The organism is Chloroflexus sp. (genome assembly GCF_056331925.1).
Map to the genome: position 1 here is coordinate 140,213 of NZ_JBWGQH010000001.1, position 21,187 is coordinate 161,399.

A 21,187-nucleotide genomic window follows, 5' to 3' on the forward strand; every position below is an offset into this window, starting at 1 on the left:
AATTGTTAGCATTCGCTAACCGGCATTGCGCATACGCTCGGCGAGGTCGAGAATGCGTTGGCCGTACTCGGTACCGGGATACGCCCAGCGCCCATTGAGATCGGTAATGGTTAACGCCACACCACGCAAATGGTCAGGCAAGGGCCGACGAAAAAGTGCATAGGTAATCAGTTGTTGCTGGTACGGTGTACCGGCACCAACCGGCAAGGCATAGGCAAGCAACCGACCAAGATGAGCAGGGATGGACTCATCGAGCCACGATGCAAAACTCAACCCGGCCCGCCATCGCTGAATACGTTCGTCCCATGCCCAATCGGGGCCGGGGGACTGATCGGGCGGCGCTTCTACCATTGCACCGGTAACACCGATCCCCGCCGGATTCCGACGTGGACGCTGGCACCACCATGAGGTCAGGTTGCCGGTCTCGTGAGCACACTGAGCAATAGCAAGGAACCAATCAAGTTCGGCGGCGGCACCGATCTCAGCGTAGCCATTGACGATCACACTGACATCGTAGGGGGTGTAGGCTGTGCTACGTGGCGACAACCACGCAATGGCCACTTCGACGGTACCGGTTGGTGGGCCGAGCAAGGCACCAAGTGGCAACGAGCGTGCAACAAACGGCAGATAGAGATTCTGAGTAGAAGGTTCTTGTGCTCGTACTAACGAGCTACTCAGTGCAGTTAAGCCAAGAAGCAGCACCGATCGACGAGTGAAGCGAATTGTCATGGTGTTTCGTCCAGAAGAGCGCGAATGTCTTGCACATACACGCTGGCTGCGGTTCCATATTGATAAACGACCCGCAACTGCCCTTTCTGATCGATCAGATAACTCGCTGTGCTATGGTCAACGCCACTATTGCCGTGATGACCACCACCGTGACGATATGTCAGTCCGTATTCCTTACTAATTCGGCGCAGGGTAGCATCGTCGCCTTGCAGGCCGATGAAGCCTTCGCCGAAACCGCGCAGGTAGGCAGCCAGTACATCAGGCGTATCGTTTGCGGGATCGACGCTGATTAAAACGAAATGCACACGCATACCATCAGGGCCGAGTTCGTCACGGATACGGCGGAATTCGCCCAGTGTGATCGGGCAGTAGTCAGGACAGCGGGTGTAGCCAAAGTAGAGGAGCACCGGCTGCCCACGCAGATCACTTAGGCTCAGCTCGCCACCGGTGCTGGCCGGCAAGGTAAAGTCACTCAGCACTATGGGTGGATCGATTTTGGTTGGAGTTGTTGTTGATGATTGGCCGGTAACGGCACAGGCGCCGAGCAGCACAAGTAGGAGTAGTATGAAACGGTGCATGGCTTTGTCAAACCTTCTAGTCGGCCAGGCGCGGCCCACCGCGTCCCCTACCAAGACTACCAAGACGAACCGCATATCGGCCGGGCGCGGCCCGCCGTGCCACAACGGGCGGAAACAGTAACCTTGTCCTGTTCCACCCTTCGCGCCTTTGCGTTAACTGTCTGTGAGAGCAGAGACCTGCTACCGCAGAACCAACGGCGTATACGTGACAAATAACTGCTCCACTACATGGAGTGTTACCGGGATTGTCACCTGCATCTCATTTGGGGTGACAAACGTGATTGCACCGTTGTAGGTGCCGGCGGTAAGGCCATTATGATTGATACTCAATCTCATTATACCATCGTCGGCAACACCGCCCAGCCACGGCTCAGTCTGCAAGACCTGCCAATTAGCACGAACACAAGGCGAAGTGACTATCAACGGCATCGGTGGCATAGCAGCCACTTGTGCCAATGCAACGATACTGGCAGGCTGTACCGGTATGTTCATCACTTCCCGAAATGGCGTAAAGATAGTTCCATCAGTATAACGTACCCACACGCCCTGTCCGCGATAGTTACCACCGGGAACCGCCAACGTTACCGGATTGACAATCGGCTGTGGTGCGGTAAAGATGGTCACGGCATCAATAAAGACATCGGTAGAGCCACTACGCCAAAACTGAAAGATCAAGAAAGGCTCATTGCCGTGATAGGTAAACGGCAGTGCAAACTCCTGATATTGGTTTGCGGCGGCAAAATCAACCCCACGTAGCTGCAAGGGACCATACACCACACCACCGCCGTTAATGCTAAAGCGGGCTACTTCATTCGGTGAGCTATTACTGGCAACTTTCAGACGCACATACGCGACGAGTGGAATATCTTTAAATACGACCGGATCATAATCGTATACCCAAGCCGAAGATTCCAAACTTGCCGACTGCAAACGAAACGCACCGCCATCCCAAGCTGCAGGATCAGTGACTCGTTCCCCTGCACCCCATAACAACTGAAACGTCGAATAGTTCTCGTCTACCAACCAACCGAAGCTAAACTGCATTTGCGGTAACGTAGGATGGTAGAACCCGGTCAGAGTGACTGTCTCTTGGCGATCACTCATTGTCGCTGCAAGTTCATTCACCGGCACATTCGCACCAAGATAGATCGTATCGCTCACAACAGCAGTTGCACCGTAGGCATCACGAGTTTTTACGTAGACGGTACGCCAGCCCTCGCCATCGGCCAAACGGAAGCGAGTTTCGTTGGTGAACGGTTGCCAGTTGGCGTTCACAAAACAGGGGTTATCGGCGATCATCATTGCAGTGGCGGGACGACGACCGATAAAACCACCAGTTTCAGCCACTTGGTATATGTAAAGCGACACATCAGGGTTGAGAGTTGCGACTGCTTCGTACTCGACGATCACCGGCGCATATGCAGCATCGTTGCCAAACATCTGGGCAATGTAGCCGCGCCCGTCGCTGGTGCGGCGGTAATAGCCCAAACCAATCTCGCGATGGCCGGGACTGAGTAGATTAGCCCGATGACCAGGGCTGTTAAGCCAGCCATTAATCGCGGCTTGCGGCTGCATATAGCCACAATACGCATTTTCGGCTCCACTTGAGCCACGATATCCAAAACGCAATGCTCGTGCATCAGGCCACTCACCATTGGTATCTTGATGACCACAGTAGGGTGTTGGCCGGTTCTCAACTGAATCCCACGCAAACCAACGGGCAGCATGGGTTAACTGGCGATTCCAACGCAACGGTGGTTGACCGGCTTGTCTCAGTCGGGCTACGTTCCCGTAGTAGACGGCGTGTGCTTCATCGAGGAGCAGACTTGGAGTTTGGGTGGTAGGATCGAACGCCAGAACCGGCGCGATAGTGAGGCAGCCCAGCACAAACAGGCTGATCCAGTGAGTGAAGAATCGCTTGCGCATGCGCTCTCCTTGGGGGGATGGGTTGGTAAACCTCGTAAGCTCTATTGTACATGCCGTTTTAGTAGCAATCAAACCCAGCGGACAGTCATCTGAGGTTACACTCGCTGGTAGGGTAGTGCTGCACGTCTTTGCTATGATTTATACACGAGGCAAGGAGCGGCTCGCCATGTCAGGCTGAAAGCGCTGGAGACTGCGCACCGGCGGCCCACGCCCTCTAACCGGGCTGAGGGGAGACCGTATATCCCCAACCGGAGAGGGGCTAAGGGGGCTTTATCCCCCAGCGGGTGCGAGGCTAGGGATGAGAGCACCCAAAACCCCTTTGCGCCCTTTGCGCCTGGATAAAATGACCACGCGGGATACTGCGGTAGTTGAAGATGAGAGCATCCAAAGCCCCTTTGCGTTCTTTGCGCCTTTGCGTTAAAACCTCTGCGCCCTTTGCGGAGCCGAACAGCCGTCCGGCTCGACGGCGCCTTGACGTTAGCCCTCACCCCAGTTGCTCGCGCGGAATGACGCTGGTCAGGGTTCAGATTTCTTACCTTGACACTAACGCGCTATTGATGCTATTATCACCAGTGACAAACGATCTTCGGGGCAGGGTGAAATTCCCGATCGGTGGTATAGCCCACGAGCGTGTTGAGAGGCACGCAGGATCCGGTGAAACTCCGGGGCCGACGGTTATAGTCCGGATGTAAAGAAGATCCAGATATGGGCAATCGCAGGCGACGTGCGAAGTGCGCGCCTTTGCTCCGTTGCTGTTACAGGTGGGTTCATCACCTGCGCTGTTGCCGTATCTGTCCCCCGAAGAGCGTTCGCTCGGCGGGGGTTTTTGATTCCCCGCCAGAAAGGAGATGGTGACGATGCAGCAAACTTTGCCAATGCCCACTCCCGCGCCGCGAGCCAAACCGTGGCGGCGCTTTGAATGGCCGGCGCTCGGCTTGCCGGTGACGTTGCTGGCATTGCTGGCACTCTGGCAGACGGTGGTGAACGTCAGCGGCTATCCAGCTTTCATTCTGCCCTCGCCGGCGCTGGTTGCCAGCCGGTTTGGGCAGGCGTTGAGCAGCGGGCTGCTCTGGCAGCACACGGCAGCCACTCTGAGTGCAGCCCTGGGCGGGTTCGCGTTGGCGTTACTGGTCGCGCTTGTGCTAGGGTATATCCTGGCTCAAATCCGCTGGCTCGAACAGGCGTTGGCGCCGGTGTTGGCGGCCAGTCAAGCGATCCCGGTCGTTGCCGTCGCACCACTGATCATTCTCTGGTTTGGCGCTGGCCTGACCTCGAAGATAATGGTCGCTGCTTTAATTACTTTCTTACCGATCTTGATCAACACCATTGTCGCTATTCGCAGCATCCCACGTGAGCTAATCGAGATGGCACATATTAGCGGAGCGAACCGTTGGCAACTGCTGCGCTACGTCGAAGCGCCGCTGGCGCTGCCGGTGCTGTTTGGCGGCGTGCGCACCGGCTTGGCACTGGCTACCACCGGTGCTGTGGTCGGTGAGTTTGTGGCCGGACGCACCGGTTTGGGGGCGTTGATTAACATTGCACGTGGTCTCTTCGATACACCGCTGATCTTCGTAGCACTGACGACACTCGCGCTCATTACGCTGACCCTCTACGTGCTAGCCGGCCTGCTCGAACGGCTACTAGTGTGGTGGGAGGATTAGATACAACTTTCCTAAGTTGCATTACTCTCGTATATCTGGCACCCGAACAGAAGATACTATCCTAACGAGGGAACGAATATGAAGCTGCGTTTCATGCTATTCATTACCCTGATCTTCATCATCACGGCGTGTAGCGCACCGACTCCGGCGCCGACGGCGGCCCCGACAAGCGCGCCGGCGGCCAACCCACAACCGGCGTTGCGCACAGTGACGCTGGCGATGTCGTACATTCCGAACATTCAGTTTGCGCCTTACTATGTCGCGGCGGCGAAGGGCTATTACGCCGCGGAAGGGATTGAGGTCAATTTCGACTACAACTTCGAGAATGACGTGCTCCAGCGAGCAGCGACGTGGCCGACCAGTGGTGTTGCTTTTGCTACGACCAGCGGTACTTCGGTATTGCTCGCTCGCCAGCAGGGGTTGCCGGTCAAGACAGTGATGACGCTCTACCAGCGCTTCCCAATCGCGTTTTTTGCTAAGGCAAACGTGCCGCTGGCGAGCGTCAACGACCTGCGTGGGCAAACCATCGGCATCCCCGGTCGCTTCGGCGAGAGTTTCTATGCGCTGTTGGCGGCGCTCTATGCCGGCGGTATGACCGAAGCTGATGTGACGGTGCAAGAGATCGGGTTTACGCAGGCGGCGGCGGTGATGGAGGACAAGGTGCCGGTGGCGATTGGCTACGCGATGAACGAGCCAGTGCAATTGCGCGAGCAAGGGGTGGAGGTGAATGTGTTGCTGGCCGCCGACGTCTTTAATCTCGCTGCTAATGGAATCGCCGTCAGCGAGGTGCTGATTGCGCAAGAGCCGGAACTGGTGCGGAAGTTTGTGCGGGCCAGTTTGCGCGGGTTGGCCGATACGCTGGCTAATCCGGCTGAGGCGTTCGATCTGAGCCTGCAATTCATCCCCGAAGCGCAGCTCGGCAATCTCGACTTGCAGCGGAAAGTGTTGGAAGAGAGCTTGCCCTTCTGGCAGAATGAGCTGACGGCGCAACACGGGTTGGGTTACACCGACGGCCAACTGTGGGTGCGCACCGAGCAGTTTATGCGCGAGGCAGGTTTGCTGGCTGGGTCAGTGGAGGTGGAGAAGGCCTATACCAATGAGTTCGTGCCGGGCAAATCGTGAAATGCAAAGCCGCGAAAGGGTTAAACGCTGAGGCGCGAAGAACACAGAGGACGCGAAAGGGTTAAACGCTGAGGCGCGAAGAACACCGAAAACGCGACAGGGTTAAACGCTGAGGCGCGAAGAACACAGAGGACGGAGAGGGTTTTTGATAGGGAGACGGACGGATGTCCGTCTCTACACATATTGGGGCGTTATGGGGTTGGGGAGACGGACGGATGTTCGTCTCTACTAGCCATTGGGCACCATACTGCGTAAGAAATGAGCAATCGCTTCAGCCACCATTGCGCGCGCAGCGATAGCGTGCGCTTCTGGTTGATCGAGCACCTCACGCGAGAAAAAATAGGCCATCATCGGTCCGATTAAGAGACGAGCGGCAATCTGCGGGTCGGTACGGCGCAACCGTCCTAATTCCATCTGACGTGCAAGATAGGTAGCCAACGCATTCATTGCCCGCCCTGGTCCAATCTCATTGATAACCCGTGCTAATTGCGGGTGGCGTAACACCTCACCGATCACAATCTTGCCGATAGCTACTGTTAGCGGCTGATCAATCGCCTGCGCCAACCGTTCCCCCAGTCGCGGTAGCACTACATCGGGCGGTTCATCACCCAACTGCTCAACCGCATCAACAATCGGGACTAGCGGCATCCGCTCTCGAATCACCTGATAGAGTAGGTCGGTCTTATCTTTAAAGTAGTGATAGATCAGGCCAGGAGAAGCGATACCGGCGGCGCGAGCAATATCGCGGTTGGTGGCGCGATCGAAGCCAAGACGGGCAAAGGCATCGAGTGCGCCATCGATGATTTGTTGGCGGCGTTGTTCGGTTTCATCACGTGGCATATTGATTCCCCTCGTAGCCCCGCACGGCATCCCCGTAGCCCCGCACGGCCGTGCTGCCGTGCGGCTGTACAAATTATGGTCCATTGAAGGTTATCACCGCAGTCATGTTCCAGTGCAGGCGTGGATTGGTCTGTGTCAATTCTATTGTTGCTGCATATACTACCTCACCCAGCCGTTCGGCGCCGTAGGGTTCGATGGCGAGCACACGGCCCGGCAATGTGACGCCGGGCAAGGCATCGAATGTTATCTTTACCATTGTGCCCGGTGCTATGCGCATCGCATCGATTTCGTTGAGATCGATGGTTTCAATGCGCCATGCACTGAGATCGCCGAGCAGCAGTGCCAGCGCAGTAGGTGTCGCTAGTTCGCCAAGACGCAGTTCGAGACGAGCAACGGTGCCGGCAAATGGTGCGCGCAAGGTCAGTTTGTCGAGTTCGAGGCGAGCTTGGGCAAGTGCCGCTTCAGCAGCGGCTACTTCGGCTTGAGCTAAAGCTACCTCTTCTTCCCGTGGGGCAGCATTGACCTGCGTCGCTTGGGCTTGCGCCAAAGCAAGTTGTGCAGCGGCGACGGCCAGTTGTGCTTGGCGCGGATCGCCGCGCAAACGGGCTAGCGTCGCTTCAGCGGCGGCAATGCGGGTATCAATCGCAGTCAGTTTATCGGCGGCCGGTGGTGATAGTAACGCAGCCAACCGCGCTTCGGCTTCACGTAAGCGCGCTTCGGCAGCAGCTATGCCCTCGATCTCGGCTTGTGCTGCCTGCTCGGCATTGATCCGGGCTTGCGCCAACGCGACCTCAGCGTTCTGCATTGCGTGCAGCGCAGCAGCTTCGGCGTCAATGCGTGCCTGTGATAGCTCATCTTCACCTAAACGTTGCTTCAGCTCTTCGTTTTCCCAATGGATGCGACTGTAATCAGCTTGACGATCGCGCAATACGTTGGCCGCTTGTTCCACCGCTAATTGAGCATTGACTTTCGCTGCGGCTAGCGCGCTGCGTTGAGCGGCAAGATTGGCGGCTGCCTGATCACGCGCTGCTTGGGCCTGAGCGACTACTTCCGGATCGGCGCCGGCCAGCAGTTCGGCGCGAGCGGCCTTGGCTTCGGCCAATTGGGCTAACACGGCCTTCTCATCAGGCGCAGCAACTGACAGCGCCACCTGCGTCGCTTGAGCGGCAGCGACTTGTACGGTAGCTTCAGCGACTGCCCGTGTTTCCGGCGCAGCACCGGCCAGAAGTTGGGCATAGCGGGCCTGCGCGCGGGCGAGATTGGCTTCGGCTTGCTGCACGGCCAACCGTTGCGCCCGATCATCGAGCTGGACCAATACCTGTCCGGCGTTCACCTGCTCGCCTTCGGCTACCAAGATTGCACTGACCATCCCACTACGCTCAAAACGCAACTGTTCCAAAACCGCGCCAACCGTAACCAACAACAAAAATTGCACTGACCATCCCACTACGCTCAAAACGCAACCATGCGTATTGCAGCGGTACAACACGCCCTTCAACACTGACCGGCGATACGACAGTGTCGCCGGTGGGAATAGGGGGTGGAGCAGACTGCGCTCCCGGCCCGTTGGGTCCAAAGATCGCATAGGCACCACCCGCGATTAAGATGACGGCAACCAAAGGAATAATGAGCTTGCGCATATCAGCTCGCCTTTCAACCCACAATCTGACCATCGGCCACCAGCACCGTCCGCCCAGCCCGCCGGGCCAACTCGCTATCGTGCGTCACCATCACAATCGTCGTGCCGAGACCGGCCAACTCAACGAACAACTCAAACACCGCTTCAGCAGTCTGCGAATCGAGATTGCCGGTCGGCTCGTCGGCCACCAGCAGCGGCGGGTTATTAGCTAATGCGCGCGCAATCGCCACACGCTGCTGCTGCCCGCCTGACAAGGCTTGCGGCAACTTCTCGGCTTGATCGGCCAGCCCCACCCGCTCGAGCAATGCTAATGCCCGCGCACGCCGTTCGCGCGGTGTGCCGAGATGGGCAAAATCCATCGGCAACATCACATTTTCCAACGCGGTGAGGGTCGGCAAGAGCTGAAAAAACTGGAAGACGATTCCGACCGTGCGTCCGCGCCACGCCGCCATCTGCGCGGCGGGCATACGCATCAAATCGGCCCCGGCCACCAACACCTCGCCGCTGCTGGCCCGGTCAATCCCGGTGATAACGTTGAGCAAGGTTGATTTGCCGCTGCCCGATTTGCCCACAATCGCGACAAACTCACCCGGCTCGATGCGCAGATCGATCCCGCGCAGGGCCAGATAGTCGCCAGCGGCGGTGGCATAGGCTTTGGTGACGGATGAGAGCAAGATCAGTGGTTGGTTCATAGGTTTTGTGTGTTTATATCGTTGATGTTGGTTAGGGCCGATGGCACAGGGGATTTCCAATATTCTCTGCGACCCTTCGCACCCTTAGCGTCTTTGCGTGTACTATCTTTGCGTCTTTGCTCCCTTGGCGTCACGGCAGACGGACAACCGTCCATCGCTACTGCCTATTTACCCCCTTGGCGTCTTTGCGTTGACCGGTGGCTACAATAGATTGTCGGCAGTATAGCACTTGTTGATTGATCGGTCAATCAATAAATTGCATGCTTCGGTGAAGGATTGTTAGCGGTGAGGTAACGCAACAAACGCTCACGCAAAGGCGCAAAAAACGCAAAGGCGCAAAAAACGCAAAGGCGCGAAGAACGCAAAGGTGCAGCGCGCCCGCCGTGCGAGAGCAGGGACCGGAGGTTGAGAGCGCTACGGCCCCATCCGCAAACGCACACTCAACCCGGTGTAACGACGTTCGACTTCAGCGGCTGCGATGGCGGCTGCGACGGCACGTTGCTCACCCACGATAACCACTAACTGTCGTGCCCGAGTGACAGCGGTATACAGCAGGTTTCGGCGGAGGAGAGGCCAGTGTTGGAGTAAAAACGGTACTACCACCACCGGATATTCACTGCCCTGGCTTTTGTGAACGCTGAGCGCGTAAGCGAGCGCAAGATCGTCGAGATCGATGCCACTGTAGCGGATGATACGCCCATCTTCAAACCGCACGACGATGATCTGTTCTTGAGGATGAATGGCAATCACTTCGCCGGTGTCGCCGTTGTAAACATCGCGCTCGTAGTCGTTGCGCTGTTGAATGACGCGGTCACCGACCCGAAAGACGGTATCACCACGGTGATATTCGGCGACGCCGGGACGCGATGGATTGAGCGCGGCTTGCAGCGCGGCATTGAGTGCGGCTACACCGGCAACCCCTTTATGGGTTGGACTGAGTACTTGAATGTCGCGTCGCGGGTCATACCCGAACCGGCGTGGGATGCGTTCCACGACCAGCTCAACGGTGAGCTTGGCGCAACGCTCGGGGGTCTCGGCAGCGAAGAAATAGAAGTCATCGTATGCTTTCCAGTCCGGTAATAGACCTTCGTTGATACGTCGCGCATTGGTCGCAATGCCGCTACCGTCAGCTTGGCGGAAGATGGCGTCGAGATGGATCCGCGGCACTATGCCACTGTCAATCAGATCGCCAAGGACACGACCTGGCCCGACACTCGGCAGTTGGTCGGCGTCACCGACGATGAGAAGGTGTGTGTCGGGTTGTACCGCTTTTAGCAGTTGATTGGCCAGTACTACGTCGAGCATACTCGCTTCGTCAATGACCAGCAGATCGCATTCGAGCGGGTATTCGGCATTCCGACGAAATGAACCGTCAGCGCCATATTCCAACAGCCGGTGGATGGTGCGCGCTTCGATCCCGGTGGCTTCACTCAACCGACGGGCAGCCCGTCCGGTTGGTGCGGCCAGTAACGAGCGGTAGCCATGGGCGAGAAGTAAGATCACGAGCGCGCGCAAGCTGGTGGTTTTGCCGGTGCCCGGTCCGCCGGTGAGGAGCATTACCGGTGTCGTTAACGCGGTGCGCACCGCTTGCTGTTGCAGAGGACTGAGCTGCAAGCCCCGCCGTTCGGCGAGATGGGCAAAGACTTTTTCCCATCGACTAGAGGCGTAGCGTTCAGCCAGTGCTGTGCGCTGTACCAGGAAACGACGGATCGCGTTCGCGACACCGATTTCGGCAAATGCTAACGGTGGGAGGTAAATCGGCTGGAGATCCGGATCGGTAGCGGTGACGACCGTATCGCGCCACAACAGGTTGTTCGCCAACAATGTGTCAAGCATCGTCACCACCTGCGCCTGCGACACCGTCAGGAGTGCAGCGGCACGCTCGATTAGTTCTAGCCGGGGCAGATAACAGTGCCCTGCATTGGAAGCTTGACCCAAAGCATAGCGCAACCCAGCCGCAATCCGGCGTGGGTCGTCGCGGGCAATGCCGAGGCCGGCGGCGATGGTGTCGACGGTACGAAACCCCACTCCATCGACTTCATCTGCCAACCGATACGGCTCGTGTTGGACAATACTCAGTGCATCATCACCGTAATGCTTGTAGATACGTACCGCGACCCCGGTCGGCAAACCAAAGTCTTGCAAGAGGAGCATCAGGTCTTTGATCCGCTGTTGCACTCGCCATGCCTCGGCGATCAATGCTGCCTTCTTACGCCCCAAACCCGGTACTTCGCTTAGCCGTTCTGGTTCGCGGTCGAGCACATCGAGTGTGTACTTACCAAATGTTTCGGTGATGCGTTTCGCCATCGCCGGACCCACCCCTTTGATCAACCCACTCCCCAAATACCGGCGAATACCGTCAATCGTAGCAGGGAGACGGCTCCGGTAGGTCTGCACACTAAACTGACGTCCATGGGTTGGGTGATTACGCCACTCACCTTCGAGGATCAGGTGCTCGCCGGGTCGAACACCAAGCAGTTTACCGACAATAGTGACAGTACAACGTTTACCGGTTGGGCGTAATCGCGCAACGGTGTAACCGTCGCTCTCACTCTGAAAGGTGATCCGTTCGAGGATGCCATCAAGTTGCGGCATAGCGTTCGATCTGCATTTGTGTCACTTGCTGCGTTATTTTTATCTTACCGGAAATATGGAGACGCATCATGTACTGCTGATGAGCATCGGTACTGCGCCGACCAGCCCGCTCCAGCACACACACCTTTGGGGAGATGATGGAACAGCGCGCAAAATGTTACACACCGACAAAGAGTAGCACGTGCAGCTTGCCCCAACGAGCAAATCGTTCGCGATCTAACAGGGGAGCAGGTATCGCCAGAGTACTTACCGCTCCCTATCTGACGACGTGCGGCGTAGCACGCCCACTCAATACCGTCACCAGATTCTCGGCGGCGAGGGTGGCCATACGCACGCGGGTCGCGATACTCGCACTACCGATGTGGGGAGTGAGTACCACGTTCGGCAAGGCAAGCAGCGGGTGATCCGGTCCGATTGGCTCGCGCTCAAAGACATCGAGACCGGCGGCCCACGGACGACCGGCGCGCAGCGCAGCGACCAGCTCATCTTCGCGCACAAGCGGTCCACGGGCGACATTCACAAAAATGCTGGTCGGTTTCATCAGCGCAAACTGAGCGGCCCCAAACATACCGCGCGTCTCATCGGTGAGCGGCGCCGTGACCACCACCACATCACTCTCGGCTAGGAGATCATTCAGTGGACGATATTCAGCCCCCAACTCGGCGGCAAGGGTAGGGTTAGACCGACGATTGTAGTAGATCAACCGCATACCAAAGCCACGTCCGCGTCGCAGCACGGCCTGCCCGATACGGCCCGCACCGACCACACCGAGTGTACGACCATAGACATCTTGCCCGACCATTTGCAGCGGGTACCAAGGACCCCACTCACCGCGCTCGATCAGTTTGTGGCCCTCCACGACGCGACGGGCCGCAGCTAACAACAACGCCCACGCCAGATCGGCGGTAGTTTCGGTCAGTACATCAGGCGTATGAGTAAGTGTAATCCCACGCGCCGCCAGCGCTGCGCGGTCAATGTTGTCATAGCCAACCGCCATGATCGACACGGCGCGCAAACGCGGCGCCGCAGCGATAACTTCGGCGTCGATACGGTCGGTGATCAGGCAGAGTAGCCCTTCAGCAGCAGCAACCCTATGCAACAACTCGTCACGCGGGATGGGCGTCTCAACTTGGTCCCACCACGAGACAGTGCAGTGTTCGGCGAGGATTGCCATCGCCGGATCGGGTAACTGACGAGTGACAAAGATAGGCGGTTTTATCTTCATTGTCTTGAATTGTCAAATACAAGATAACCACATGCACATCGCGCTTCACGAGCGCTTACCGCTGCCTATGTGACATTAATTCTCCACCACAATCACATGAATCTGTGGCGGGCCATGAATACCGAGCGAGAGTGTCATCTCGATATCAGCGGTGCGTGAGGGTCCGGTGATGAAGGTCAGATTACTCGTTGGTCCAAAGATATCACTGCCATAGCGTTGCGCCAACAGGGCTAGCGCCTCACCAAGACCGCGCACCACTTGGTGTCGAAACACAACGGCAATATGGCATGGCGCCAACAACGAAGCAATACGTGGTCTACCGGGACCGTGACGCAAGAGCAGTGTACCGCTCTCGGCAATCACTAACTCCGCTCCCGACAAACAGACTGGGATCGGTTCTAGCTCTTGGAAACGGTCCTTGCGCCCTTCACCACGCACATCAGCCACAGCCGGCTTCACACCACGTGCGGTCAACAATTCAAGCAAGCCGGGAAGACCTATCTGGTCGAGATCCCAGCCGATCACACTCGTCGCCTGCGTCTCTTCGATCAAGCGGTCAACAATCGCTAACGCTGCATCAGCACTCCCTACCCGGTATGCCTTGCCCTCAAGCTTGGTTAGTTCATCGATAAACTGACCAACAAGATCATCTTGTGCCGGCAACACAAAAGGTGGTGGTTCGTGCGGCATTCGTTCAGCTTCAGCCAACAGCCAAGGCCGGCTGACGTTGAGACTGGTGCGCAGGTTTGCTAGAATCTGTTCGCGGCTCATAGTCATTCCTCTGCGCCTTTGCGTTACCCCCTCTGCGCCTTTGCGTTACCCCCTCTGCGCCTTTGCGTTACCCCTCTGCGCCTTTGCGTTACCCCTCTGCGCCTTTGCGTTATCCGTTGCGTGCTCGTTTCTTCCGCTCGGCCCACAACTCACGGAACGACTTAGGCGGTAGCGCCGGAAAATCGCGCTCTTTCGTCCACAAATGGAGCGGCGGCGGCAAACGACGGAAACGTCCCTTACGGGCCAGGATACGGCTAAAGAAGCGACCCGCCTTACCGGCAGTGTCATAGATCGCCGGATGGGTCATCGTCATGGTATAACCGGTAATCGCTGCCTTCTCAACCGGATTGAACTTACCGGCTTTAACAGCATCAGCACGATGACGGAGTAACATATCGGGAATGGCAATCCGCACCGGACAGACTTCCTGACACGCCCCGCACAGCGAGCTAGCCTGCGGCAACAGATAGGCATCAGGTAAATCGGGTTGCAACAATGGAGTCAGAATCGCACCAATCGGGCCGGAATAGACACCGCCATACGCATGACCACCAATCGCCTGATACACCGGACAAGCGTTCAGACAAGCCCCACAGCGAATGCAGAGCAGCGACTCGGCGTACTGCCCACCCAAAATCCGCGACCGACCATTGTCGAGTAAGACAAGATGAAACTCTTCGGGACCATCCTCCTCACCGGGGCGCGCCGGGCCACTGATCAAGCTAGTATAGACACTCAGCTTTTGGCCGGTAGCCGAGCGAGCCAACACTTGCAACATCACCCCAAGATCGGCGAGCCGAGCGACGATCCGCTCGATACCCATAATCGCTACATGAATACGTGGTACCGTAGTTGAGAGGCGTGCATTCCCCTCATTTTCAACTATCACAATGGCACCGCTGTCGGCTACGCCAAAATTCACACCACTGATCCCCATATCAGCCTGCAAAAAGCGCTGACGCAGCGCCTGCCGGGCCGTGCGAATCATCGGCGGCACCTCATTGGTCGGCAACATACCGAGATGCTGCTGAAACAGCTCACTCACCTGCTCGCGGGTTTTGTGAATGGCGGGCGCAATGATGTGCGATGGTGTTTCGCCGGCAAGCTGAATAATGTACTCGCCAAGATCGGTCTCGACTACCTCGAAACCGGCATGTTCGAGGGCCTCGTTAAGATGAATCTCTTCGGAGGCCATCGATTTTGATTTCACAATGCTGCGTACCCCACGAGCGCGGGCCAGTTCAACGATGTAGCGCCGGGCCTCTTCGCCATCACTCGCCCAACACACATGACCACCGCGCGCTTCAACATTGGCGGCCAACTGCGGCAACAACTCATCGAGATGGGCCAGCGCGTAGGCTCGGATAGCGCGCGCCTGATCACGTAACCGATCAGGATCACAGAGTGCGCCGATCGCGCCGGCTCGGTTGCCGATAAAGCGTGTCGTTGCGCGGTGTAGCGCCGTCTGCAACGAATCATCGTGCAGGGCGTGATCAACGCGGTCGTAAAAGGCTATCGTTTGCGGCATAGCGGTATCTTCTAGACGATACGATATTCCAGAATAACTAACGAGTGGCCATTTCGCGATGAGGGCACGAATTCGCCGAGGTTACCGAGCATCTACCATGTTCGCCAACACTTCGGCCAAATGACGAGCGCGGATTGGACTGTTGCGACGCGATAAACCACCGGCAATTTGGGTCATACACGATACATCACCGGTCACGACCAGATCGGCTTCGGTAGCAGCAATCGCCTTGATCTTGTGGTCGAGCATTGCCGCCGAGATACTATGCTGCTTAACGGCAAACAGACCGCCAAACCCACAACATTGGTCACAGCCGGGGAGAGGAACCACTTCAGCCCCTTGGACATGACCGAGTAACGTGCGTGCCTGCGCACCAAGACCGAGGAAGCGCAACCCATGGCACGCATCGTGGTAGGTAATGCGACCGTTGAAGCGCGCACCGGTATCGGTGACCCCCAACACATCAACCAGGTACTCACTGAGTTCGTAGGTGCGATGGGCCAAGTCTGCGGCCATTCCGGCAAATGGAGTGTGCGCAAACAGCTCGTGGTAGAGATGACGAATCATCGCTGCACATGAACCTGATGGCAGCACCACATCACCTTTACCGCGCAGCACCTCAAGCGTGCGACCGGCCACGGTGTAAGCGTCATCACGAAAGCCGGCATTAAACGCCATTTGACCACAACACAGCAAATTGGACGGTACCTCAACGGTGACCCCGTGTTGCTCGAGCAACTCGGCGGCAGCCAGGCCTACAGTCGGGTATAGTTGATCGACAATACAGGTTGCAAATAACACAGCACGACGGCCGGTAGTCACGGTCTCGTCTCCTTTGGGGTTGAAAGAGCAATGGTGATGGTATTATACCAAGTATTTGATGTGATAGAGCGAGGCATACCTCACCCTAACGTGCTATAATAGAGATAATCCTATTGCGCTCAGGTTCAACCTGAGCGTTTTTCACGCCGCTCGGCGGCCCACATCACGGAACAAGGTATGATACAGCGCACCGATCTGCGAAATATTGCAATTATCGCTCACGTTGATCACGGAAAGACGACACTCGTTGATGCCATGCTCAAGCAGAGCCGCATCTTCCGCCAAAATCAGCAAGTGGAAGAGCGCGTGCTCGACAGTAATGCACTCGAACGTGAGCGAGGTATTACCATTCTCGCCAAAAATACCGCCGTCACGTATCGCGGTGTCAAGATTAATATCGTAGATACACCCGGTCACGCCGACTTCGGTGGTGAGGTCGAACGGGTGATGAACATGGTAGATGGCGTCTTGTTGCTCGTCGATGCCGTCGATGGCCCGATGCCACAAACTAAATTCGTTTTGCGTAAAGCATTGCAAGCCGGCCATCAGGCAATCGTGGTTGTCAACAAGATCGACCGACCACAGGCTCGCCCCAACCATGTCGTCAACGAAACGTTTGACCTGTTTGTTGATTTGGGTGCTACCGATGAACAGGCCGAGTTCGCAACCATCTATACCAACGCACTCCTCGGTCACGCCGGGCGCTCACCGCTTAAGTTACACGATTCGCTCGAACCGCTCTTCGAGTGCATTCTCGACCGTATTCCACCACCGACGGTTGATGTTGAGGGGCCGGTACAGTTTCTCGTCACCACCAGTACCTACGACGAGTACAAGGGCAAGATTCTGACCGGGCGCTTGGTGCGGGGCACCATCCGCAAAGGTCAACCGTTGGTGCGCATCGCCCGCGATGGTACCATCACACCGGCCAAAGTAAGTCAAATCTTCATCTATAACGGGCTTGAACAGCAAGAGGTTGAACAGGCCCAAGCCGGTGACATCATCGCCATTGCCGGCATTCCTGACGCCGCCATCGGCGACACTATTGCCGATGCCCAGGCCCCCGAAGCGCTCCCACCGATCAAGGTCGAAGAGCCAACGGTCCGTATGACCTTCGGTGTCAATACCAGCCCCTTTGCTGGAGGCGAAGGCACCTACGTCACCTCGCGCAAGCTGCGTGAACGCCTATTCCAAGAGATGGAACGCGATGTAGCGCTGCGGGTAGAAGAGACCGAAAGCCCTGACGTATTTGTCGTCGCCGGAAGAGGCGAGCTACATCTCGGTATCTTGATTGAGACGATGCGCCGCGAGGGATACGAGTTTCAGGTCTCGAAACCGGAAGTCATTTTCCGGGAAGCAGCCGATGGTACCCGGCTCGAACCGATGGAGCTGGTCGAGATCGAGGTGGCGAGCGAGTATCAGGGCGTTGTGGTCGAGTTGATGGGTAAGCGGCAGGGTCAGATGCGCGATATGCGCATCAGCGAAGATGGCTCAGTGCATTACGTCTATCTCGTACCGACGCGCGGCCTGCTCGGCTTCCGCCAGCTCTTCCTCACCGCCACCCGCGGCACCGGGATTATGAATAGCATCTTCTTCGGATACGAGCCGTTTGTCGGCGAAATCGAGGTACGAACCAACGGCAGCCTGATCGCCGCCGAAAGCGGAGTTGCGACAACCTACGCCATCCACGCCTTGCAAGACCGCGGCGTCTTCTTTATCACTCCCGGCCAAGCGGTCTACGAAGGAATGGTGGTTGGTCAGCACATCCGCGATAACGACCTCGAAGTGAACGTCTGTAAAGAGAAACACCTTACGAATATGCGCAATAATCGCGGCGCCGAAACGATACGGCTCGACGCACCGCGCCAGCTCTCGCTCGATGATGCGATTGAGTACATCGGCGACGACGAGCTGGTTGAGGTGACACCCAAAGGCTGGCGTATTCGGAAGAAGTTGCTCAGTGCCGACGACCGACGCCGTGAGAAGAAGCGTCGCGAACTCGCGATGAGCGAGCGCTAAAATCCTTATCTTCTTCTCATTTTTCTTTAACCTTCTCTTTAAGCTACCCGCCGATACTATGTTTCGGCGGGTAGTGGATTTGCTCCTATGATTCCGCTACTCACAAACCACATCCTCCGCGGCTGAATCCTACTGCCGTCGGGAACCGCAGGGGTCAGAACGAGCGTCTCATCGATAACCTCGGCGGTTCACATTACAGGTACCGGAGCATTCACCGGTACTCAAGGAGGTACAATGAGTAACCCCACCACAATTGGTCGTAGCGCATCTGATACGATTGTGCTCTATCTGAATGAAATCGGGGCAGAGCCGTTACTAACCTTCGAGCAAGAGCAGCAGTTGGCCCAGACGATTGCCCAAGGGCGACGTGCCGCCGAACGCTTGACCAATGAGCCGTCGTTGCCCAGCGCCGAAAAAAAGCGGCTCGCCGCACAAGTTGCTGCCGGTGATCAAGCGCGCGCGCAACTGATCAACTCAAACTTACGCTTGGTAGTAAGTATTGCTCGTCGCTATCAAGGCCACGGTCTCGCCCTGCTTGATCTGATCCAAGAGGGCAGCGTTGGCTTAATGCGAGCGGTTGATAAATTTGATGCTAGCCGCGGCCTGAAATTTTCGACCTACGCGACCTATTGGATCCGGCAGAGTATTGGACGAGCGATTGCCGACCATAGCCGTACCGTGCGTTTGCCGGTACATTTAGGCGAACGACTCAGTCGTCTTGCGCGCCTACGCCAAGAGCTGACCCAACAACTCGACCGCGAACCGACGCTGGAAGAGCTAGCGAACGCCGCCGGTCTGAGCGTCGAGCAAGTTGAGCGTGCCGAACAAGCCGGACTAGCACCGACCTCGCTCGACGAAGCGCATACTGAAGACGGTGGCGGCGCGCTGTCCGAGATACTCACCGATCCTTTGCAACCAACGCCGTTCGATGAGGTCAGTGAGAGTATGTTACAGGCCGATGTACAAGCCGCCCTCAGCCAGCTCTCGCCGCGTGAACGCAACATCTTGCGTTTGCGGTATGGGCTTGACGGTGAGCCAACACATACGCTGGAACAGATCGGTCAGCGATTACACCTTACCCGTGAGCGAGTGCGCCAGTTGGAGTGCGAGGCGTTGCGTAAACTGCGTGATCCGTCGCTCTATCCACAATTACAGGGGTATGTAAACGATACAATTTAGCAATCACCTGTCTGAGCCATCATTACTCAACGGCTCTTCCTCAGATTGTGGAAGAGCAGTTTGATATTTTCGCACCATAACAACACTTTCATCAGCACAAGGAAATATTGCCCTGCGCATGAGAAAGCATCGCATGTTACAACCAATACGAAACAGAGAGACTACCTGCTTTAGAGGGAACACAAAGTGCGAATCATCCAACCGGTCGATCAACAACTCTGGTGGGAAATAGCCCGCGCTTGTCCGTAAGCAACCTTCTTTCATACCCCACGCTGGGCAGAGATTGCTTGCCGACTTAATCAAACGGTACGTGATCGTACCATCGCTGCCATCTTTGCCAACGGTACGCGCGCAGTATTGCCGTTACTCGAAATTCGGTGCTATGGCCCTTTTGCTGCCCTGATGTCAATCTTTGAAGGTTGTTACGGCGGTATCATCGCCGATGGTCCGGTCGATACACGTGACGCCGACCGTCTGTATCGGCAGGTTTACCGCTGGAACATTAGCAATTTTTACTATCTTGCCAATCCGATTGCCCCGCCAGAGACCATCGACACCACCTACCGGTTTGGTGACGAAATAGCCCACGTTTTCCATTTGGACGGTGATTTTGATACGATCTTTATCCACTTTGATAAAAGCGCTCGTACCAACTACCGACGCAATATACGCGAAGGGGTACGTATCCGCCGCGCGACATCACCTGTCGATTACGAAGCCTATTATCTTGCCTATCGTGATGCCGTGCAACGGTGGGGTACGACCATACGTATGGCTATTCGTGGGAGTTGTTAAGCAGGTTGTTTGCATTGGAACGCCAATACCCACACGAGATAGCACTCTGGGTCGTAGAACTCGACGGTGTGGTGGTAGGTGGAACGGTCGCGTTTTATTGGAATTGGAACCAGCATGTGACCGCGTGGCACGGTAACTCGTGAGGCGCTCAAGCGGCGGGCGATGGTCGTGCTAGATGTCGAGATTGCACGTGACGCCGCAGCACGTGGCTTCCGCTACTATGACCTCAACACGAGTGCATCGAGGGAGTGATGCAGTACAAGCGAACCTTTGCCACAACCGATTACGTTATCGCCCGTTGTCGCTACCGCAGTCCTTTGCTCAAACCGCTCGTTGCATCGAAACATCGCCTCCAACCCTATTCATTCCATAGCGAGTACACCACGGCGTGCTCTGGGTTACCTACCACCAACAATTCGTAGAGGTATGAACCGTACTGCGGTGCGGTACACGCCGAGTGCTGCACGGCAGTGCGGTGCTACTGGAGGCCTATCTACATCTGCGACACGTGCATGGCAAACATTGTCGCCTGCATAATCGCAATTGTTGTGCGTCGGTCACCATTAATTGCGACCGCCTCACCGGTACAGACGCTAAATGTGCGTCCAGAACGTATAACTCGTCCCGTCGCCACAAAACGGCTCCCCTGCGCCGGACTAACGAAGTTAACCTTGAACTCAACGGTCAAAACTTCGCGATCGGCAGGCATCAATGTGAGCGCTGCATACCCACAGGCACTATCGAGTAGACTGGCAATGACACCGCCGTGTACATAGCCATGTTGCTGTCCGTAGGCCGGATTGAACGGAATGGTGATGGACAACTCACCAGGACGGATGTGCTCAATGGCAGCGTTCAGGGCATGCATCAAACCTTGCCGGGCAAAACTGGCCGCACGCGCAGTTCCCAATCAGGTGTTTGGGGATGAAACATAGATATTGCGCTCTATAAACTTGTTTGATGCTTTGCAATAATTATACCAAAACAAAGTCGGCTAAAAGACCAAGACGGCGGTATCTTTGTTGTTAACAATACAGTTGCATAAAGAACAGTATTGTGGTATACT

At 56.5% G+C, this 21,187-nt stretch carries 18 protein-coding genes and 1 riboswitch; of the genes, 5 read left to right on the top strand and 13 right to left on the bottom strand.

The features are described from left to right. Nucleotides 1-15: 15 nt before the first annotated feature. From AC01ZF_RS00615 to AC01ZF_RS00625, 3 genes are all read right to left on the bottom strand, one after another. Nucleotides 16-729: a glucosaminidase domain-containing protein gene (locus AC01ZF_RS00615; protein WP_428111075.1), complete on the bottom strand. Its 714-nt coding sequence runs from the start codon at nt 727-729 to the stop codon at nt 16-18. Further along, the gene (locus AC01ZF_RS00620; protein WP_424674960.1) at nt 726-1,307 is read right to left on the bottom strand and encodes an SCO family protein; all 582 of its coding nucleotides are present in this window, start codon (nt 1,305-1,307) and stop codon (nt 726-728) included. Before AC01ZF_RS00620 ends, AC01ZF_RS00615 begins: the two co-directional genes overlap by 4 nt. Nucleotides 1,308-1,487: 180 nt before the next feature. Then, nucleotides 1,488-3,233 (bottom strand): CAP domain-containing protein, encoded by a 1,746-nt coding sequence (locus AC01ZF_RS00625; protein WP_428111073.1) that lies wholly within the window; start codon nt 3,231-3,233, stop codon nt 1,488-1,490. Between the two features lie 578 nt (nt 3,234-3,811). Beyond that, a riboswitch (FMN riboswitch) is annotated at nt 3,812-3,936 on the top strand. Nucleotides 3,937-4,090: 154 nt separating this feature from the next. On the opposite strand from AC01ZF_RS00625, the gene AC01ZF_RS00630 reads away from it, so the two are divergent. Both AC01ZF_RS00630 and AC01ZF_RS00635 read left to right on the top strand, forming a co-directional pair. Further along, a complete protein-coding gene (locus AC01ZF_RS00630; protein WP_424674958.1) occupies nt 4,091-4,894 on the top strand; it encodes an ABC transporter permease in 804 nt (267 codons plus the stop codon). A gap of 78 nt (nt 4,895-4,972) precedes the next feature. Next, nucleotides 4,973-6,016 (top strand): ABC transporter substrate-binding protein, encoded by a 1,044-nt coding sequence (locus AC01ZF_RS00635; protein WP_424674957.1) that lies wholly within the window; start codon nt 4,973-4,975, stop codon nt 6,014-6,016. 228 nt (nt 6,017-6,244) lie between these two features. Here AC01ZF_RS00635 and AC01ZF_RS00640 read toward each other — a convergent pair whose 3' ends face one another. The 9 genes from AC01ZF_RS00640 to AC01ZF_RS00680 all read right to left on the bottom strand — a co-directional run bounded on the left by AC01ZF_RS00640 (nt 6,245) and on the right by AC01ZF_RS00680 (nt 16,128). Continuing rightward, a complete protein-coding gene (locus tag AC01ZF_RS00640; protein WP_424677504.1) occupies nt 6,245-6,856 on the bottom strand; it encodes a TetR/AcrR family transcriptional regulator in 612 nt (203 codons plus the stop codon). A gap of 73 nt (nt 6,857-6,929) precedes the next feature. Further along, entirely contained in the window at nt 6,930-8,255 is a 1,326-nt protein-coding gene (locus AC01ZF_RS00645; protein WP_476575026.1) for an HlyD family secretion protein, read from the bottom strand. Beyond that, nucleotides 8,236-8,496 carry a hypothetical protein gene (locus AC01ZF_RS00650; protein ID WP_476575027.1) on the bottom strand — a complete coding sequence of 87 codons (261 nt, stop codon included), beginning with the start codon at nt 8,494-8,496 and terminating at the stop codon, nt 8,236-8,238. The genes AC01ZF_RS00645 and AC01ZF_RS00650 overlap by 20 nt, the downstream gene beginning before the upstream one ends. Before the next feature lie 13 nt (nt 8,497-8,509). Beyond that, entirely contained in the window at nt 8,510-9,187 is a 678-nt protein-coding gene (locus tag AC01ZF_RS00655) for an ABC transporter ATP-binding protein (RefSeq protein WP_476575028.1), read from the bottom strand. A 414-nt stretch (nt 9,188-9,601) separates the two neighbouring features. After that, nucleotides 9,602-11,782 (bottom strand): SF1B family DNA helicase RecD2, encoded by a 2,181-nt coding sequence (recD2, locus tag AC01ZF_RS00660; protein ID WP_476575029.1) that lies wholly within the window; start codon nt 11,780-11,782, stop codon nt 9,602-9,604. 256 nt (nt 11,783-12,038) lie between these two features. Beyond that, nucleotides 12,039-13,007 carry a 2-hydroxyacid dehydrogenase gene (locus AC01ZF_RS00665; protein WP_424677508.1) on the bottom strand — a complete coding sequence of 323 codons (969 nt, stop codon included), beginning with the start codon at nt 13,005-13,007 and terminating at the stop codon, nt 12,039-12,041. Between the two features lie 75 nt (nt 13,008-13,082). Next, on the bottom strand, nt 13,083-13,778 hold the full coding sequence (locus AC01ZF_RS00670; protein ID WP_424677509.1) for a LutC/YkgG family protein: 696 nt from the start codon (nt 13,776-13,778) through the stop codon (nt 13,083-13,085). A gap of 109 nt (nt 13,779-13,887) precedes the next feature. After that, the gene (locus AC01ZF_RS00675; protein ID WP_424676501.1) at nt 13,888-15,306 is read right to left on the bottom strand and encodes a LutB/LldF family L-lactate oxidation iron-sulfur protein; all 1,419 of its coding nucleotides are present in this window, start codon (nt 15,304-15,306) and stop codon (nt 13,888-13,890) included. Nucleotides 15,307-15,387: 81 nt separating this feature from the next. After that, nucleotides 15,388-16,128, bottom strand: a complete 741-nt coding sequence (locus tag AC01ZF_RS00680) for a (Fe-S)-binding protein (protein ID WP_424676502.1) — start codon at nt 16,126-16,128, stop codon at nt 15,388-15,390. Between the two features lie 177 nt (nt 16,129-16,305). On the opposite strand from AC01ZF_RS00680, the gene typA reads away from it, so the two are divergent. The 3 genes from typA (at nt 16,306) to AC01ZF_RS00695 (ending at nt 20,121) form a co-directional block, all read left to right on the top strand. Further along, nucleotides 16,306-18,147 (top strand): translational GTPase TypA, encoded by a 1,842-nt coding sequence (gene typA / locus AC01ZF_RS00685; protein ID WP_424676503.1) that lies wholly within the window; start codon nt 16,306-16,308, stop codon nt 18,145-18,147. Between the two features lie 234 nt (nt 18,148-18,381). After that, entirely contained in the window at nt 18,382-19,326 is a 945-nt protein-coding gene (locus AC01ZF_RS00690; RefSeq protein ID WP_424676504.1) for a sigma-70 family RNA polymerase sigma factor, read from the top strand. Nucleotides 19,327-19,728: 402 nt separating this feature from the next. Further along, the gene (locus tag AC01ZF_RS00695) at nt 19,729-20,121 is read left to right on the top strand and encodes a hypothetical protein (RefSeq protein WP_428131721.1); all 393 of its coding nucleotides are present in this window, start codon (nt 19,729-19,731) and stop codon (nt 20,119-20,121) included. 493 nt (nt 20,122-20,614) lie between these two features. Here the strand turns inward: AC01ZF_RS00695 and AC01ZF_RS00700 are convergent, their stop codons facing one another. Beyond that, nucleotides 20,615-20,989, bottom strand: a complete 375-nt coding sequence (locus AC01ZF_RS00700; RefSeq protein WP_428111062.1) for a PaaI family thioesterase — start codon at nt 20,987-20,989, stop codon at nt 20,615-20,617. Nucleotides 20,990-21,187: the final 198 nt, after the last annotated feature.

What these genes read in the sequence shown, in the direction of transcription:
- AC01ZF_RS00640 (WP_424677504.1), bottom strand. Translation starts at nt 6,856, where the DNA reads ATGCCACGTGATGAAACCGAACAACGCCGCCAACAAATCATCGATGGC.
- AC01ZF_RS00650 (WP_476575027.1), bottom strand. Translation starts at nt 8,496, where the DNA reads ATGCGCAAGCTCATTATTCCTTTGGTTGCCGTCATCTTAATCGCGGGT.
- typA (WP_424676503.1), top strand. Translation starts at nt 16,306, where the DNA reads ATGATACAGCGCACCGATCTGCGAAATATTGCAATTATCGCTCACGTT.
- AC01ZF_RS00655 (WP_476575028.1), bottom strand. Translation starts at nt 9,187, where the DNA reads ATGAACCAACCACTGATCTTGCTCTCATCCGTCACCAAAGCCTATGCC.
- AC01ZF_RS00700 (WP_428111062.1), bottom strand. Translation starts at nt 20,989, where the DNA reads ATGCATGCCCTGAACGCTGCCATTGAGCACATCCGTCCTGGTGAGTTG.
- AC01ZF_RS00670 (WP_424677509.1), bottom strand. Translation starts at nt 13,778, where the DNA reads ATGAGCCGCGAACAGATTCTAGCAAACCTGCGCACCAGTCTCAACGTC.
- recD2 (WP_476575029.1), bottom strand. Translation starts at nt 11,782, where the DNA reads ATGCCGCAACTTGATGGCATCCTCGAACGGATCACCTTTCAGAGTGAG.
- AC01ZF_RS00665 (WP_424677508.1), bottom strand. Translation starts at nt 13,007, where the DNA reads ATGAAGATAAAACCGCCTATCTTTGTCACTCGTCAGTTACCCGATCCG.
- AC01ZF_RS00690 (WP_424676504.1), top strand. Translation starts at nt 18,382, where the DNA reads ATGAGTAACCCCACCACAATTGGTCGTAGCGCATCTGATACGATTGTG.
- AC01ZF_RS00630 (WP_424674958.1), top strand. Translation starts at nt 4,091, where the DNA reads ATGCAGCAAACTTTGCCAATGCCCACTCCCGCGCCGCGAGCCAAACCG.
- AC01ZF_RS00620 (WP_424674960.1), bottom strand. Translation starts at nt 1,307, where the DNA reads ATGCACCGTTTCATACTACTCCTACTTGTGCTGCTCGGCGCCTGTGCC.
- AC01ZF_RS00675 (WP_424676501.1), bottom strand. Translation starts at nt 15,306, where the DNA reads ATGCCGCAAACGATAGCCTTTTACGACCGCGTTGATCACGCCCTGCAC.
- AC01ZF_RS00635 (WP_424674957.1), top strand. Translation starts at nt 4,973, where the DNA reads ATGAAGCTGCGTTTCATGCTATTCATTACCCTGATCTTCATCATCACG.
- AC01ZF_RS00615 (WP_428111075.1), bottom strand. Translation starts at nt 729, where the DNA reads ATGACAATTCGCTTCACTCGTCGATCGGTGCTGCTTCTTGGCTTAACT.
- AC01ZF_RS00695 (WP_428131721.1), top strand. Translation starts at nt 19,729, where the DNA reads ATGTCAATCTTTGAAGGTTGTTACGGCGGTATCATCGCCGATGGTCCG.
- AC01ZF_RS00625 (WP_428111073.1), bottom strand. Translation starts at nt 3,233, where the DNA reads ATGCGCAAGCGATTCTTCACTCACTGGATCAGCCTGTTTGTGCTGGGC.